This is a genomic window from Ralstonia pickettii (assembly GCF_030582395.1).
GTDB lineage: Bacteria > Pseudomonadota > Gammaproteobacteria > Burkholderiales > Burkholderiaceae > Ralstonia > Ralstonia pickettii_D.
Genome location: NZ_CP104381.1, coordinates 1,796,573 through 1,811,956 on the forward strand (window position 1 = coordinate 1,796,573; position 15,384 = coordinate 1,811,956).

A 15,384-nucleotide genomic window follows, 5' to 3' on the forward strand; every position below is an offset into this window, starting at 1 on the left:
GGGCGCAACTATAATACCGCGACGCTCTCAACGCTTTGTTATGAAAGATATCCTGGTCCTGTACTACAGCCGTCACGGCAGCACGCGCGCTCTGGCAGAAGCCATTGCGCAAGGCATTGAAAGCATCGACGGCGCTCAGGCGCGTGTGCGCACGGTGCCTGCCGTCTCCACCGTCTGCGAAGCCACGCAGCCCGACGTGCCCGACAGCGGCCCACCGTATGTGGAAATCAGCGACCTGGAGGATTGCGTGGGCCTGGCTTTGGGCTCCCCCACGCGCTTTGGCAACATGGCTGCGCCACTCAAGTACTTCCTGGATGGCACCACGCCGCAATGGCTGGCGGGCGCCCTGGCCGGCAAGCCGGCCTGCGTGTTCACCTCCACGGGCAGCATGCACGGCGGGCAGGAAACGACCCTGCTCTCGATGATGCTGCCACTGCTGCACCATGGCATGGTCGTGCTCGGCCTGCCGTATCAGCACAGCGAACTGCTCTCCACCGAGGCGGGTGGCACGCCATACGGGCCGTCGCACGTGGCGCACCGCGGCGATACCGCACCGTTGACCGTCCACGAACGCACGCTCGCCACCGGCATGGGCCGGCGGCTGGCACAGACTGCGCTGAAGCTCGCCGCATGAACTCCACCGACAACGCCGTCACCGAATCCCGAACACTGGCTCTGCTGGGTGCAGGCAGCCTCATCGCATTGATCGTCCTGTGTGCCGCCTGGGAGCTGTGGCTCGCGCCCGTGCGCCCGGGCGGCTCGTGGCTGGCGCTCAAGGCGCTGCTGCTGGCATGGCCGCTGCCTGGCGTGCTGCGCAAGAACCGCTACACGATGCAATGGGCGTCGATGTTCATCCTGCTGTTCTTTACCGAAGGCATCGTGCGGGCAACATCGGACGTTGGGCTTTCGCGCTCGCTGGCGTGGGGCGAGGTGGCCCTCAGCGTGGTGTTCTTCACGGCAACCATCTTCTATCTGCGCCCGTTCAAGCGTGCAGCCAAAGCCCGCGCCAGCCAAAGCACCTGACCCGCCATGACTCACGATGCTTTCCTGCAAGCCTGCGTTGATGCGATCGGTGCCACGCATGTCCTGACTGCACCTGAAGACCAAGCGCCTTATCTTACGGACTGGCGCAAGCGCTTTTCGGGGCGCGCACGCGCAGTGTTGCGCCCCGCCAGCGCAGACGAGGTGGCTGCGCTCGTGCGCGTGTGCGGCGAACACGGCGTGCCGGTCGTCCCGCAAGGCGGCAACACCGGCCTGTGCGGCGGCGCCACGCCCGACATGAAAGGCGAAGCGGTGGTGATCTCGTTGCAGCGCATGCAGCGCGTACGCGCCGTCGACCCGGTCAACAACACCATCACCGTGGATGCCGGCTGCATCCTGGCCAACGTGCAGCAGGCCGCCGCGGATGCCGACCGCCTCTTCCCGCTGAGTCTGGCTGCAGAAGGCAGCTGCACAATCGGCGGCAATCTTGCGACCAATGCTGGCGGCACCGCGGTCCTGCGCTACGGCAACGCGCGCGAATTGTGCCTCGGCGTCGAAGCGGTGCTGCCCAACGGCGAACTGTGGAACGGCCTGCGCGGCCTTCGCAAGGACAACACCGGCTACGACCTGCGTGACCTGTTGATCGGCGCGGAAGGCACGCTCGGCATCATCACCGGGGCGATGCTGAAACTGTTTCCGCAGCCGCGCGCCAAGGTGACGGCGCTGGCGGCGCTGCAATCGCCGCGGCAGGCGTTGGCGTTTCTATCCCTGGCGCAGGGCCATGCAGGCACGCTGCTGACCGGCTTCGAGCTGATGTCGGCGTTTTGCCTGGAACTGGTGCGCAAGCATTACCCGCAGTTGCGCGTGCCGTTCACGCAGGCGTATCCGCAATACGTGCTGTTGGAATTGTCCGACCTGGAGAGCGAAGAGCACGCGCGCACGCTGTTCGAATCGTTGATGGAAGACGCGCTCGCGCGCGGCGTGATCGACGATGCGGCAGTGGCCGAGTCGGTGGCCCAGTCGCGCGATTTCTGGAGCCTGCGCGAACACATTCCGCTGGCGCAGGCCGATGAAGGCAAGAACATCAAGCACGATATTGGCGTGCCAATCTCGCGCATTGCAGACTTCATCGACGTGACCGACCGCGCCCTGGCCGCGGCCTACCCCGACATCCGCATGGTCACGTTCGGCCATCTTGGCGATGGCAACCTGCACTACAACGTGTCGCCGCCGGAAGGCCATGCGCACGATGCTTTCCTGGCCAACCAGGACGGCATCAACCGCATCGTGCACGACAGCGTGCATGCGCACGGCGGTTCTATCTCAGCCGAACACGGCATCGGCCAGCTCAAGCGCGACGACAACGCGCGCTACAAGAGCCCCGTTGAAATGGCGGCCATGCGCGCGATCAAGCAGGCGCTGGACCCGCGCGGCCTGATGAATCCGGGGAAGGTGTTGTAGGGCGATCCGGCTTGCCTCAGCCGAATAGCTTGAACGTGTAGTTCGCCACCGCGAAGAGGACCGTGGCGGCCAGCAGCCACAGCAGCATGCGCGGTACGCCGCTGGGCGGCAGACGATGCTCGTTGGCGTTGGAACGATCGCCGATACGCCCGCTCTGGGCGCTACGAATGTATGTGGTGCGCGACGACCCTGCCGGGCGTCGCGGATGACGCATGCTCATTGTTTCCTCCCTGCCCCATGGCTAGCGCCTCGCCCGGCTCCCTGCAGCCACAGCGAAACACAGCAGACCCATGGATCGCTCCATGGCTGCCCAAACAAGACTCCCTGATTTCCCGTCTAGTCGGAACCCAAAAGGCTTCGACACGCCCGTTTGGCGTGCGTAGGCACGGCGTTCCGCGTCATTGCGCGGAATTTCGAATGAAACGTTATTGTTGTGTGGCACTACCCGACGCCACGAAATGTATCAAAAATCCCCCCAATTGGGGGGTACGCATTTTGGGTATGTGTCCTTTCGGATGATGCGCAGGAACGACGCTTGCGGAACAGGTCAGGGCAAACCCGGAATTCGACTCACATACGGAGGCAGCCCATGCCAGCTTCGCCCGATCTGACCAAGCGCGCCCACATCACGCCGCCGCAACCGCCCGAACAGCCCCCGCACCCGCCACCGGAAATGCCGCCCCCCGACGAACCGGCGCATGACCCAGTGCATGACCCCGAACCCCAAACGCCCCCAATCGAATTGCCACCCGGCGAGCTACCGCCGGAAATCCCGCCCCAGCATTAGCGCAACGCAAGATCCCATCTGTTAGAATCGCGGCCTCCCAGGCACCCGGAGGCCGCGCGTTTTTGGTATGCCTGGGCAGCCTGCACCTCTGCATATCTGCCCATAGCTCAGTTGGATAGAGCATCGGCCTTCTAAGCCGACGGTCGGGGGTTCGAATCCCTCTGGGCAGGCCAAAAACCTTTGTGGATCAGGTACTTACGTTGAGCGTCACTGCGACGGTTTAACAAGTGAGCGCGGGATAGTGTGACCAGATTTCATCCTTGGCACGTATCGCTCGGTCTCGACTGGCCGTCAACGTCACTGCTTCTCGTTCACTAGCCACACAAATTTGCCTCGTTGCCCCACTATCGCCGAAGGCCTGTTGGCTCCGAATTTGGCACGCTTTCAAGAACGATCTCCACGCGTCGGTTCAATGCCCTACCCGCGGCGGTGCGGTTATCTCCAACGGGATCCTTCACGCCACGACCGATGATGGACAAGCGGTCCGAAGCGATCCCGCGCTCTTGCAGATGCCGCGCGACCGCCGTGGCGCGTGCGGTTGACAGCGCAAGGTTTGATGCCACGCGATCGCGCGGGCCGGGGGCGTCGTCGGTGTGCCCAAGAACGATGACCTTACCGCGCGTGTCGGCAAGCACGGTGGCAAGTCGATCGAGCTGACGCGCGAGCATCGGCATAAGGTCGGCGCGCCCGGAGGCGAAACCTTCGTCGCTATTAAAGGCAAGATAGATTCGATCGTCTTTTGTGCTGATGCCGACCGGAGCCTCCCCGGCCTCGGGCGCCAGCGCGCGCGCAATGCGATCCGCCGACGATTCACGCTGCTGGGCCAGTTGCGCGGACAGAGCTTCCACCTTCGTAACCAGCGCTTGATTGTCCTGATGCTGGCGGCGGAGCATGAACGTCATGCCGAGCACGATCCCTGTCACGATGAGCCCGGTGACGACAACGATGGGCAGCCAAGACCGCTCCAGAGGCGCTTCTCGCAGAAGAACAACTTCGGGTGGAGGTTTGTTGACCGGGCCGGCCCACTCCGGTATCCAACGTCCGTAAGGGATGTGGGGAATGTCCGTCGTCGTGGATGCGAGCTGCTGGCGCGCTGGCAGTGCGATCTTCGGCAATGGCAAGCCGCGCTCATCACGAAGGCCGCGCGCGGTCAGTTCTGCGATCACTTCCAGCGCGTTTGCGCTGGCGTTCGGTGTTTGTTGGAGTTTTTCGATCCATCCACGGCAGCGTTGACCGCAGGCGTTTTCGTAGTAGAACTCCGCGAGCAACCCATGTTGGAGCCAGACGCCACGCAGGCTGTTCGCACGTCCGCGCACTTGGCTCCCCGCCTGGTCGATGGCGGCGCAGAAGCAGTAATGCACCGCCTCGATGCTGTCGGCATTGAGTGCGGCTGCCAGGGAGGCCTTCTTGAAGGTCCTCAACCGTGTGCGGGCCTCCGATCGGAGGGTATCGAGCCGCGCCGCCGACTCCAGCTCTGGCGACAGCTCAGCCAGCAACCAGAACAGCGGTTGGGCGAGGCGAAGGATGTGGTTCTTCGACTGTGACCGGTGATCCATCAACCCGACCTCCCCGGACACTGAAAGCCCTGCAGCAACCCGGTCGTCCACGGATTGGCCTGACTGCCGGTGTTGACATCGAGTTTCGCCTTACGTCCGTCGAAATCGTACTCAACCACAAAGTGGCTGGGCGACGCCGAGTTGTCCAGCTTGCCCTTGGCAATCACGCGCATCATGGCCCAGGGGCCGTTGGCGATGAGCGAGGACGTCTCGGGCCGAACACGCGGGTTGGCCGTGATTTCCGCGCCCTGCCCGCCACGCGGCCCAGGCCACGTCACCTTGAGCGGAATCACCGGCCCGTGGACGTAGCGCTGGCTCTGGCCATCGAAGTCCATCGTCAGCTCAACGATTTCCGGATCCAGTTCTACCACCTTCAAGTCGACCTTCCAGGCTATCTTCTTGGCACCAGGGTCGCGAAAGAACACTTCGCGGATTTCTCTGGCCCGTTGGAACGGAACAAGACTGGGGCCGGCAACCGGTGGTACATCCGGCGCGGTCAGCTTGTAGCGCCATGGCGAAATCGTCGTGTCCACATGTGGCGCCAGGACTTTGTGGAAGAAGTCATCCAGCACACCGCCGCTGGCGAAAACACGCGCAAAGTCTTCCGTATCCACGTCCTGTTTGGATGTCGGCGTGAAGGGGTACTTGCCGTCGATAGCGCTGCGGCAACTCTCGCCGATGACTGCGTTCATCTGCGCGATCAGGATGTCGCCGATTCCCTTGTTGACGTCACGCGTGCCCTGGATCACCAAATCTGCTAGCACCTCCTTGAGCGGCGCCGGCAGCTTGGCGGCTTCCATGCGCAACTGTGCACCGGCTTCGGAAGGCGGTGGCAAATTGCGAGTCTCCAACGCGTTGCTGGCGACCATCAACGAGGTGTAGTACGCGTTGACCATACCGGCAATGGCATCCAATCGCGGCTTGTTGTTGGCGGCTTGCGCGTTGGGGACAGCAACGTCGGCCTGCCCCATGACAACTTCGCGCAACGCGGCGAAGCGGTTGTCGACCAACGCACGCTCTTGGCGAGCTTCGGCGCGGGATGCGAACCCCGTGATTTTGTCGGCTTTGTTGTCCAGAGCGGCGAGCGCCTTGTCGGCCAGGGACTTGTCCTCTTGTTCTGCCGGTTGGCTGAGGGTCGTTTCCTTGACGACGACACGCCCTAGACGCGCGAGCGGCGAGTCCGGGGCAGCGAAGTTGCGCAGCACCTCTAGGTCGAAGGTGAGGTTGTTGCCGGTGAGCGCGCGAATATCGCGCAAGAATTCCGTCCACCTCTGCGCGTATTCCGTCAGGTACAGGCGGCGGATTTCTCGCGTGACGGGGTCGTCGCCGGTCAGCTTGCCAGCGGCGCTCTCAAGCGTTTTTTTTTGAGCGCCGCCTGCACGCCCCATCACCCAAACGTCAATCGCCTGGGCCTTGTTGACAAACTCCGGCAGGCGGGCATTGAACAGATTGTGATAACCCGCGTAAGTGAACAGGCCGGGAATACCGCGCTCCAACGGCTCCCCACTGGCGCGCGAGAAGACCGTACCGGCCTGCGGGCCGATCGCACGCACAAGCGTGAAATCGGCCGGGGCCTCTTCCATCATGGCGGCTTTGGCACGCTCGTATAGGCGTTCCGTGGAGGTGTTGCCGTCCAGGAAGTCTCGTGCGGAGCGAATCAACGCCTCATTCTTGGCATAGGGCGATTGGATCGCTCGCCTGCCATCGAGCAGGCTGTCGAGCTGCTCGACCACAGTGATCCGGCCGCCAAAGGCATCCGCGCCACCCGTTGCCCAATCGTTTTGCACCCAACTCCGTACGTCGGGAGCACGGAACTGCTCCTTGTCGTACAGCATGAGGTAGACGCGCAGGGTGTCGTAGGTCAGCTTGGCATCCTTGTCGACGATGGCGGCGGAGAGCACCGCTTCCACGCGACGGACCAGATACGGCACCAAAAGGTTGTCCTGCAGTTTGACGTGGGTGGCCGTGGACACTGCGAGCACGGGCGCTACGACATACAGCCCGTAGCGCCAGCTCAGTGACGGGTCCAGCAGGTTCAGGTTCGTGAATTCTGGCAGGTCATGCGCCGCGGCCAGCAGGTCCGGCACACCGTCGGCTTCGGGCTTCTTATAGAAGCCAGTCACCTTGACGGTCAGGGCCTTGGCCTTCTCCTGAACCACGTCGAGGTAGTTGGTGTTGTAGCCAAAACTCGTATAGAACCCAAGCACCAACCACAGAACGAATGCCAGCACTGCGGTATGGGCCAGCAGCCGCATCAAGCGGAAGCGGAATTCCCAACGCAGATTGGGCCGCACCAGGTGTGATTCGGCAAAGATACCGCGCTTGAACAGGTCCGACAGGAAGTAGCTGTCGGAGCCCACCGTGGAACGCGCTGACTGCGCTTCAGACGGTGTCTTGCCATCCAGGACTTGCGAGGCCACCGTGTCACTGGCAGCGACCACCGACTCGCCGGTCTGTGCGGCACTGGTGAAGTACACGCCACGGAGCATCGCCTTGTTCTGCGTGTTGTCGTAGCGCGAATCGGCAAAGATGTGCTCGACGAGGTCCGCAAGGGGTTCGGTCAGGCCATCGAACTCCTCAACCAGGCCGAGCAGGACCTTGCGCCGGCCGGCGTCGAATTCTTCGTTGAAGCGATCGGCTTCGCCAGCGACCAGACGTTTCTCCAGCGCAGCCATCTCGGTGCGGCAGAGCTCGCTCAACGGCGGCAGAACTTGGTTGCGTTTGGCCTTCCGATCGGTGGGCAGGCCAAAGCCCCACGGCTGCGCACGCCCTTCTCCGAAGCGCATCCGTGCGGGACCGATCTGGAATACGACCCCGAGTTCGTTCTTCTGCAAAGCAAGGTCACGCCCAAGCAAGATGCTCAGTACGGTGATTTTGTCAGCCCTCCCGAGGCAATCAACTGGACGGAAGTGGAGCGAGACTGCCGTCGCCTGCTGCTGCGCACGCGGGATATTCGTATCCTCATATTGCTGGTGCGCTGCCGGGTCCGGTTGGACCAGGCAATTGGGTTTCGGGACGGGCTGTGCATTCTGTCTCGATTGCTAGAGGCATGGCCGGAGACCATCTACCCGCAAGTGGTGGTGGACGGTGAGCCGGACCCGGCCGTGCGTGCTAACGCGCTGGCCGCCTTGGCCGACCCGCAGGGGCTGATGCACGACGTGCGGGATCTAGTGATCTCAACCAACAGCGTGTTGCGCCTGCGAGTGCGCGACGTCGAGCGATCATTGAGCACTCCACGCGCAGCAGATGCGTTGGCACCCGAGGCAGTGCAGCACCAGCTCCACGAACTGCGCAACCAAAACGACGAGGTACTGTCCGCGCTGGACGAGGCTCAAACCTTTGCGTCATCGATCGACTCCTGGGCGCGACATCACCTTCCGGACGACCATCCTGACCTGGGCACCTTGTTGCGATTGCTGGATACGGTGACTGGCGCGTCACCACCGGCGGCACCTGCTGTGATTGCACTTCCGGTCTCGGAACGCTCGCCGGCCGTCTCACAAGGCTTGATGGGCACCACCATCGAGGGCCCGGTAGTAACGCCGCTTGATAGCAACCCACCTGAGCCCGTCATGGACCGTAATACCGCCCTCGCCTCCATTCAAGCCGCCCGGATCTGGTTTGAGGCGCACGAGCCGAGTAGCCCTGTGGCGCTTCTGCTCAAGCAAGCGGAACGGCTGACCGGCAAGCGCTTTGATGAAGTGTTTCAGGCGATTCCGGCAGAGCTTGTTGAGCGCTGGGCGCGGGAGCACTGAGGAGCCCCACGTTCAGCCGCGATACAACCATCCGACTGGCGCGCCACCCAAGCCCTCACTCCCCCTGCCCCCCATCCCGCACCGGCAGCGCGGTCGAATACTTGATCTGCTCCATCGAGAACGATGAACTCACGTCCGACAGCGGCACGGATTTGATGAGGTGTTTGTACACGCGGTCGTAGTCTTCGATGCCGGCCACCGCAACGCGCAGCAGATAGTCCATCTCGCCGCTCATCCGGTAGACCTCCACCACTTCGGGCATATCCCGCACCACTTGCGTGAAACGCTGCGCCCACTTCTCGGTGTGTTGATCGGTGCGCACGGCCACGAACACCGTGGTGCCAACGCCCAGCTTGCGCGCGTCGCACAGCGCCACCTGGGCGCGGATGACGCCCGTGTCCTTGAGCCGCTGCACCCGCTTCCAGCACGGCGTTTGCGAGAGGTTCACGCGCTGCGCTAGCTCTGCGATGGGCAGCGTCGCATCGGCCTGCAACAGCCTCAGTAGTTCGCGGTCAATGGCATCCATTTCGGTATAGAAATTTTCTTCTATGGAAAGTGAATTTTAGGGAATATTCCCCGCCATATCGAGGAATTCACAGGAAACTTTGAATTATTTTTCCCAGCTATCGGCCGTATCATTTTCGTGCCTCCACCGCAGCACAGAAACAAAATGAGCGACCGCAACACCCTCCACTACCTCGACTACGCAGCCACCACGCCGGCCGACCCACGTGTGATTGCAGCCATGACCGCCTGCCTTGGCATGGAAGGCGCGTTCGGGAACCCTGCGTCTAATTCGCATGCGACGGGCCGCGCGGCGCGGAACAAGGTCGAGCAAGCGCGCGAGCAAGTCGCCGCGCTCATCGGCGCCGATGCCGACGAGATCATCTGGACGTCAGGCGCCACCGAATCGAACAACCTCGCGCTGAAGGGCTACGCAGACGCCGCCCCCGGCAAGCGCCACCTCATCACAAGCCGCATCGAACACAAGGCCATTCTCGACACGATGGCGAACCTGTCGGCGCGCGGATGTTCGGTGACGTACCTGTCGCCAACACGCGACGGCGAAATTACGCCGGAGGCTGTTGCCGCTGCGATGACGCCCGACACCGGACTCGTCTCGCTCATGCTGGTGAACAACGAGCTCGGCACGCTGACCGACGTTGGGGCGATCGCGCAGATCGTGCATGCCGCCGGCGCGCTGTTCCACGTCGACGCCGCACAGGCACTCGGCAAGACGCCCATTGATGTGCGCGCGCTCGGGATCGACATGCTGTCGATGTCCGCCCACAAGGTGTATGGCCCCAAGGGTATTGGGGCGCTGTATGTGCGCCGCGACATTGCCTCGCGCCTCGCGCCGCAAATTCACGGTGGCGGACACGAGCGCGGTCTGCGCTCGGGCACGCTGGCGACGCATCAGATTGTCGGTATGGGCGTGGCGTGTGAATTGGCGGCTGAAGAGCTGGAGCACGAGACCGCCCGCATTGCTGCGCTGAGCCAGCGGCTGAAGGCAGCGGTGCTCGCCCTTGGCGACGTGGTGCACAACGCCGATGTGGCCCGACGCATTCCCCACACCCTGAGCCTGACGGTGAACGCACCCGGCTTCATGCCGATGATGCTGGGCGACGATATTGCCGTGTCGTCAACGTCCGCCTGCAACTCAGCCGCAGGCACGCCGTCGCACGTCCTGACGGCGATCGGCCTGGATCCCGAAGCTGCAGGCCGCACTGTGCGGATCAGCCTGGGCCGCTTTGCGACCGAGCACGACGTCGATTTTGCCGCTGCGTGCTTCCAGCGCGCGATCGAGCAATGCCGCGCCACGGCATCCAGCGGGTTGACGGCGACGCGACAGATCATGCCCGCCGATCTGAGGGCCATCCGTAATGCCGGTTTCCGCTCGGTCATCTGCAACCGCCCGGATGGCGAGAGCAGCGACCAGCCCGCCTTTGAAGACGTTGCCGCTGCCGCCCGCGCGCTGGGCCTGGAAGCACGCTATCTGCCGGTCGAGCCGAATCGCATTGGCGATGCAGAGGTTGCCGCCTTCGGCCAACTCGTCGACACATTGCCCAAGCCGATCCTCGCGTATTGCAGAAGCGGCAACCGGGCCAGCATGCTGTGGAACCGCCTGAAGGATCAACGCAAGGGCTGAGCAGCCCCCTCCCTCGGTCAAGCCACCGGCAGTTCCGTCGTCGACAGCACCTGCTTGAGCACCATGAACGTCCGGATCTGCCGTACGCCTGGCAGATACAGCAACTGCTCGGCGTGGAGCCGGTTGTAGCTTTCGTTGTCTTTCGTGCGCACGAGCATGAAGTAGTCGAACTCGCCGGTTACGACGTGGCATTCAAGGCAACCGGGCACCTTCTGCACCGCTTTCTCAAATGCCGTGAACGATTCCGGCGTCGAGCGATCCAGCACGACGCCAATCATCACCAACGACCCCAGATCCAGCGCACGCGGATCGAGCAGCGCAACAATCCCCTTGATCAGCCCCAGCTCCTTGAGCCGTTCCACGCGGCGCAGGCAGGCCGGCGGGCTGAGGTTTACCTTGGCCGCGAGGGCCACGTTGGAGATAGACGCATCGCGCTGGAGCGCCCTGAGAATCGCGCGATCAGTGCGATCCAAGGCGTGGCGCGCAGAAGCCGCCGACGCGTCAGGGCGCTCCTGCAATTTTGTTTCGCTCTTTTTCATTTTCAAGAAATAAAGAGATTATTAATCCGATCTACGATCAGCTAAGTTCTGGATAGTAGACGATCTTTGCAACCTCATTTCGTAGCGCTCTGCGTACCATTGGTTTCCGACATCCCGCCATTCGCGGCACTGAAGGAGCCCCCTCATGAACCTGCAGCGATTTCCCCGTTATCCCCTGACGTTCGGCCCGACGCCCATCCAGCCGCTGAAACGATTGAGCGCGCACCTGGGCGGCAAGGTGGAGCTGTTTGCCAAGCGCGAAGACTGCAACAGCGGCCTGGCCTTCGGCGGCAACAAGACGCGCAAGCTGGAATACCTGATTCCGGAAGCGCTGGAAGGCGGGTACGACACACTGGTGTCCATTGGCGGCATTCAGTCGAACCAGACGCGCCAGGTGGCTGCGGTGGCAGCGCACCTGGGCCTCAAGTGCGTGCTAGTGCAGGAAAACTGGGTGAACTACTCCGACGCCGTATACGACCGCGTCGGCAATATCGAGATGTCGCGCATCCTGGGCGCCGACGTGCGCCTCGATGCTGCGGGCTTCGACATCGGCATCCGGCCCAGTTGGGAACAGGCCATGGAAGACGTGCGCAAGCGCGGTGGCAAGCCGTTCCCGATTCCGGCCGGCTGCTCCGAACACCCGCTCGGCGGCCTGGGCTTTGTCGGCTTTGCTGAAGAAGTCCGCCAGCAGGAAGCGAAGCTGGGCTTCAAGTTCGACTACATTGTCGTGTGCTCGGTCACGGGCAGCACGCAGGCCGGGATGGTCGTTGGCTTTGCAGCAGATGGCCGGGCTGACAAAGTGATCGGCATCGACGCCTCGGCCAAGCCGGAACAGACGCGCGCGCAGATCCTCCGCATCGCGCAGCACACCGCCGAACTGGTCGACCTCGGCAGAAACATCACGGAAAAAGACGTGGTGCTCGACACGCGCTACGGCGGCCCGGAATACGGCCTGCCCAATGAAGGCACGCTGGAAGCGATTCGCCTGTGCGCGCGCCAGGAAGCCATGCTGACCGACCCCGTGTACGAGGGGAAATCCATGCACGGCATGATCGACATGGTCCGCAACGGTGAATTTCCTGCGGGCTCGCGCGTGCTTTACGCACATTTAGGCGGCGTGCCGGCACTCAACGCGTACAGCTTCATCTTCCGCAACGGTTGAAATTTGGCTCAACTCAACGAGATGGAAGCTCAACGTTTGCGGCCTTTTGCTCGACTGCCGAGCCCTTGGCCTCGGACGTCGCGCTTTGCGACCGGCGCGTGCCGCATTGAAGATCGGCCACCAGTGCCGTCGATGTGTCGGCACAGCGAAATGGGCCAAGGGGCGGTCTTCTGAAATCGCGCTTGCGGCCGGGTAAGCCAAGCGCGTTGCGTCAGCGCCCTTTTTCGTTTCGAAATGTTACGGCGTGCATCCCGGTCGACTTCGCAGAGCGCAAGCAGCGGATCTGTGCAGTACAGTCCATGCCATGAGAAAAGCCCTTACCTGCCCGTCTCTCGTCCTGCTGGCCTTGCTCGGTGCATGCGCATCGCACCCGCAGCAGCAGCCCGTTGATTCCACCACCGCCGCGGCGGCGTCCACAGATGCCAGCGCAGACAACGGCTGGCAGGTGCTGCGCGCCAACTACATGGCGTGCGTCCAGCGTCAGGCAGACAGCGGCGTGTCGGGCACCACGCAGACGAAGGACGTGGTCGCCTCCGCGCTCGACGCCTGCGAAGGTGACCTGCGAACCATGCACGACGGCTTCCGCGATCACCTCAGCGCGTCGATGTCATCGTCCGGCGCGCGCAAGGCAGCCGACCGCGTCACCAAAGACACCCGCGATAAAGCCCGCGTCTACCTGATGGGCTACGTCGACCACGCGCGCTACCTGGCAAAGTCGCGCTGAGCGCTTCGCGCGCTTAGCACGCTCAGAGCATCTCCAGCGCGCGCGGCCCCTTGGGCGGCGGGAAGATGCTGTCCAGCGTTGCCAACTGCTCAGCCGTGAGCGTATGTGACAGCGCGCCGATGTTCTCGCGCAAGCGGTCGCGGTGGCCGGTCTTGGGAATCGCGATGATGTCGTCATTCGCCAGCAGCCACGCGAGCGCCACCTGCGCAGGCGTCATGCCGCACGCCTGCGCGAAGCGCACCAGCTTCGGATACCGAACGAGCCGCGCCTGCTCGATGGGTGAATAGGCCATCACCGGCACGCGGCGCTCACGCAGCCAGGGCAGCACATCCCATTCGATGCCGCGCCGGCTAAGGTTGTAGAGCAGTTGGTTGACGGCGGTCTGATCGCCGCCGGGCGCGTCCAACCATTCCTCCATGTCTGACAGGTCGAGATTGCTGACGCCGTATTGGCGGATCTTGCCCTCGCGCTGCAGGGCCTGCAGGCCTTCCAGCGTCTCTTCGAACGGCACATCGCCCCGCCAGTGCAGCAGGTACAGATCGAGCCGGTCGGTGCCGAGGCGGCGCAGGCTGCGCTCGCACGCCGCGGCGATACCGCCCCGGCTGGCGTTGTGCGGATAGACCTTGCTGACGAGAAAGACCTCATCGCGCCGTCCGGCAATGGCCTCGCCAATCAGCGATTCAGAGAGGCCTTCGCCGTACATCTCGGCCGTGTCGATCAGCCGCAAACCCAGGTCGAGGCCCAGGCGCAGCGTGGCGATTTCTTCGGCGCGGGTGGCGCGGTCGTCGCCCATGTTCCAGGTGCCCATGCCGAGTGCAGGGACGCGTTCGCCGTTGGGCAGAGTGACGTGTTTCATGTCGTACTTTCCGATCGGAGGCAAAACATGAATCTACAAGAGACGCGGCGCATCGGTAAGGCTGCGCCGGTCCGGTCAGAAAATATGCGCTAGCGCGCCTGACGTTGCGCCGTCCATCGACGATAGCGCCGCGACTGGCACGCTGCGGCCAGTTGCTGCTGAATCAGCGCGCGCAGCGGCGACACGCGCGGGGCCGTCGTGCGCCCCTCGCTCAGCCGGTTGAGCTGAAACTTGACGACCGCCATGTTGGCCAGTGCCCCCAGCGCCTTGTTCTTCCACGTAATGGGCTGCAGCGCAGGCGCGTTGTTTTTGCCGCCAGCCCAGTCGCGCGGCAGGTTTGGATCGATGGACAGCGCCGTCGCAATGCCGACCATGTCGACACCGCTGTTGACCACCTGCTCCGCCACGGCCCGGCGCCGGATGCCGCCCGTGACCATCAGCGGCATGCGGGCAACGGTGGCGATGTCCCGTGCGAATTCCAGGAAATACGCTTCGCGGGCCAGGGTACGGCCGTCGCGCGCGTGCCCTTGCATGGCGGGCACTTCGTAGCTGCCGCCGGAGAGTTCAACAAGGTCGACGCCCAGCGGGTTGAGCAGTTCAACCACCTGCTTCGCATCGTCAGGGCTGAAGCCGCCGCGCTGGAAATCGGCCGAGTTCAGTTTGACCGACACCACAAACTGCGGCGACACGGCGGCGCGCACGCTGCGCACGATATCGAGCAGCAGGCGCGCACGGTTTTCGATCGGGCCGCCCCACTCGTCCTGCCGCCGGTTGGAAATCGGCGAGAGAAACTGACTCAGCAGATAACCATGGGCGGCGTGGATCTGCACACCGGTAAACCCGCTCTGCTCGGCCAGTTGCGCGCTGCGCGTGAAGCGCTGCTGGACATTGCGGATATCGGCCTCGGTCATCTCGCGCGGCACCGGAAACTGCTTGGACAGCGCGCCCAGCGCCAGCGGAACGGCCGACGGCGCCAGCGTCGGCTGCCCGAGCGAGGCCGGCATCTGCCGCCCCGGGTGGTTGATCTGGACCCACGCATGCGCGCCCTGCGCCCGCGCGATCTCCGCCCAGCGGCGGAAGCGCTCCAGATGCGTGCCGTCTTCCAGCACGACGCCATTCGGGCCCGTCATGGCCCGGTGATCGATCATCACGTTGCCGGTCAGGATCAAGCCGGCGCCGCCTGCGGCCCACGCCTCATACAGGCGCAGCAGCGCGTCGGATGGCGCGTGATCGGCATCGGCCATGTTCTCTTCCATGGCGGCTTTGGCAAGGCGATTGGCGATCACCGCGCCGTTGGGCAGAACGAGGGGCGTGAAGAGCTTCATGGGTGGCATCCGCTAGCGGGATTTGACGTTTGACGACACCTGAACCCTAAGCTTAAAGTCAACTTGAATGTCAAGCCTGCGGAGCACGC

The 15,384-nt window shown here is 63.5% G+C and carries 14 protein-coding genes and 1 tRNA gene; 8 read left to right on the plus strand and 7 right to left on the minus strand.

Going from position 1 to position 15,384, the window contains the following annotated elements; all coding sequences use genetic code 11:
- Window positions 1-40 precede the first annotated feature (40 nt).
- The 3 genes from wrbA to N5B55_RS08615 are packed head-to-tail and all read left to right on the plus strand — an operon-like array spanning window position 41 to window position 2,442.
- Window positions 41-634 (plus strand): NAD(P)H:quinone oxidoreductase, encoded by a 594-nt coding sequence (wrbA, locus tag N5B55_RS08605; protein WP_304537908.1) that lies wholly within the window; start codon window positions 41-43, stop codon window positions 632-634.
- Window positions 631-1,023, plus strand: coding sequence for a DUF2069 domain-containing protein (locus N5B55_RS08610; protein ID WP_304537909.1), 393 nt, complete (start codon window positions 631-633; stop codon window positions 1,021-1,023). The genes wrbA and N5B55_RS08610 overlap by 4 nt, the downstream gene beginning before the upstream one ends.
- Before the next feature lie 6 nt (window positions 1,024-1,029).
- A complete protein-coding gene (locus N5B55_RS08615) occupies window positions 1,030-2,442 on the plus strand; it encodes an FAD-binding oxidoreductase (protein WP_304537910.1) in 1,413 nt (470 codons plus the stop codon).
- A gap of 16 nt (window positions 2,443-2,458) precedes the next feature.
- Here N5B55_RS08615 and N5B55_RS08620 read toward each other — a convergent pair whose 3' ends face one another.
- On the minus strand, window positions 2,459-2,662 hold the full coding sequence (locus N5B55_RS08620; protein WP_012762140.1) for a hypothetical protein: 204 nt from the start codon (window positions 2,660-2,662) through the stop codon (window positions 2,459-2,461).
- A 663-nt stretch (window positions 2,663-3,325) separates the two neighbouring features.
- Between N5B55_RS08620 and N5B55_RS08625 the strand changes: the two genes are divergently transcribed.
- A tRNA-Arg gene (locus N5B55_RS08625) sits at window positions 3,326-3,402 on the plus strand.
- A gap of 171 nt (window positions 3,403-3,573) precedes the next feature.
- Here the strand turns inward: N5B55_RS08625 and N5B55_RS08630 are convergent.
- Window positions 3,574-4,836, minus strand: coding sequence for a DotU family type IV/VI secretion system protein (locus N5B55_RS08630; protein WP_304537911.1), 1,263 nt, complete (start codon window positions 4,834-4,836; stop codon window positions 3,574-3,576).
- A complete protein-coding gene (gene tssM, locus N5B55_RS08635) occupies window positions 4,785-7,571 on the minus strand; it encodes a type VI secretion system membrane subunit TssM (RefSeq protein ID WP_304537912.1) in 2,787 nt (928 codons plus the stop codon). The genes N5B55_RS08630 and tssM overlap by 52 nt, the downstream gene beginning before the upstream one ends.
- Here tssM and N5B55_RS08640 point away from each other — a divergent pair.
- Window positions 7,497-8,540, plus strand: a complete 1,044-nt coding sequence (locus N5B55_RS08640; RefSeq protein WP_304537913.1) for an ImpA family type VI secretion system protein — start codon at window positions 7,497-7,499, stop codon at window positions 8,538-8,540. The two genes, tssM and N5B55_RS08640, sit on opposite strands and share 75 nt — an antisense overlap.
- Window positions 8,541-8,595: 55 nt before the next feature.
- Here N5B55_RS08640 and N5B55_RS08645 read toward each other — a convergent pair whose 3' ends face one another.
- Window positions 8,596-9,066 carry an Lrp/AsnC family transcriptional regulator gene (locus N5B55_RS08645; RefSeq protein WP_147214506.1) on the minus strand — a complete coding sequence of 157 codons (471 nt, stop codon included), beginning with the start codon at window positions 9,064-9,066 and terminating at the stop codon, window positions 8,596-8,598.
- Window positions 9,067-9,210: 144 nt separating this feature from the next.
- Between N5B55_RS08645 and N5B55_RS08650 the strand changes: the two genes are divergently transcribed.
- Window positions 9,211-10,689, plus strand: coding sequence for an aminotransferase class V-fold PLP-dependent enzyme (locus N5B55_RS08650; protein WP_304537914.1), 1,479 nt, complete (start codon window positions 9,211-9,213; stop codon window positions 10,687-10,689).
- Window positions 10,690-10,706: 17 nt separating this feature from the next.
- Here N5B55_RS08650 and N5B55_RS08655 read toward each other — a convergent pair whose 3' ends face one another.
- Entirely contained in the window at window positions 10,707-11,228 is a 522-nt protein-coding gene (locus N5B55_RS08655) for an Lrp/AsnC family transcriptional regulator (protein ID WP_116576083.1), read from the minus strand.
- A 145-nt stretch (window positions 11,229-11,373) separates the two neighbouring features.
- Here N5B55_RS08655 and N5B55_RS08660 point away from each other — a divergent pair, with 145 nt between their 5' ends.
- Both N5B55_RS08660 and N5B55_RS08665 read left to right on the plus strand, forming a co-directional pair.
- Window positions 11,374-12,390, plus strand: a complete 1,017-nt coding sequence (locus N5B55_RS08660; RefSeq protein WP_304537915.1) for a 1-aminocyclopropane-1-carboxylate deaminase — start codon at window positions 11,374-11,376, stop codon at window positions 12,388-12,390.
- 304 nt (window positions 12,391-12,694) lie between these two features.
- Complete coding sequence (locus N5B55_RS08665) at window positions 12,695-13,114, plus strand: hypothetical protein (RefSeq protein WP_304537916.1); 420 nt, start codon at window positions 12,695-12,697, stop codon at window positions 13,112-13,114.
- 22 nt (window positions 13,115-13,136) lie between these two features.
- On the opposite strand, the gene N5B55_RS08670 is transcribed toward N5B55_RS08665, so the two are convergent.
- A complete protein-coding gene (locus N5B55_RS08670; protein ID WP_304537917.1) occupies window positions 13,137-13,970 on the minus strand; it encodes an aldo/keto reductase in 834 nt (277 codons plus the stop codon).
- An 89-nt stretch (window positions 13,971-14,059) separates the two neighbouring features.
- On the minus strand, window positions 14,060-15,295 hold the full coding sequence (locus tag N5B55_RS08675; protein ID WP_304537918.1) for an NADH:flavin oxidoreductase/NADH oxidase family protein: 1,236 nt from the start codon (window positions 15,293-15,295) through the stop codon (window positions 14,060-14,062).
- Window positions 15,296-15,384 lie beyond the last annotated feature (89 nt).

Excerpts from the sequence above, each read along its gene's own strand:
- N5B55_RS08660 (WP_304537915.1), top strand. The coding sequence starts at position 11,374 with ATGAACCTGCAGCGATTTCCCCGTTATCCCCTGACGTTCGGCCCGACG.
- N5B55_RS08650 (WP_304537914.1), top strand. The coding sequence starts at position 9,211 with ATGAGCGACCGCAACACCCTCCACTACCTCGACTACGCAGCCACCACG.
- tssM (WP_304537912.1), bottom strand. The coding sequence starts at position 7,571 with ATGCGCTTCGGAGAAGGGCGTGCGCAGCCGTGGGGCTTTGGCCTGCCC.
- N5B55_RS08610 (WP_304537909.1), top strand. The coding sequence starts at position 631 with ATGAACTCCACCGACAACGCCGTCACCGAATCCCGAACACTGGCTCTG.
- N5B55_RS08615 (WP_304537910.1), top strand. The coding sequence starts at position 1,030 with ATGACTCACGATGCTTTCCTGCAAGCCTGCGTTGATGCGATCGGTGCC.
- wrbA (WP_304537908.1), top strand. The coding sequence starts at position 41 with ATGAAAGATATCCTGGTCCTGTACTACAGCCGTCACGGCAGCACGCGC.
- N5B55_RS08665 (WP_304537916.1), top strand. The coding sequence starts at position 12,695 with ATGAGAAAAGCCCTTACCTGCCCGTCTCTCGTCCTGCTGGCCTTGCTC.
- N5B55_RS08675 (WP_304537918.1), bottom strand. The coding sequence starts at position 15,295 with ATGAAGCTCTTCACGCCCCTCGTTCTGCCCAACGGCGCGGTGATCGCC.
- N5B55_RS08670 (WP_304537917.1), bottom strand. The coding sequence starts at position 13,970 with ATGAAACACGTCACTCTGCCCAACGGCGAACGCGTCCCTGCACTCGGC.
- N5B55_RS08645 (WP_147214506.1), bottom strand. The coding sequence starts at position 9,066 with ATGGATGCCATTGACCGCGAACTACTGAGGCTGTTGCAGGCCGATGCG.
- N5B55_RS08655 (WP_116576083.1), bottom strand. The coding sequence starts at position 11,228 with ATGAAAAAGAGCGAAACAAAATTGCAGGAGCGCCCTGACGCGTCGGCG.
- N5B55_RS08620 (WP_012762140.1), bottom strand. The coding sequence starts at position 2,662 with ATGAGCATGCGTCATCCGCGACGCCCGGCAGGGTCGTCGCGCACCACA.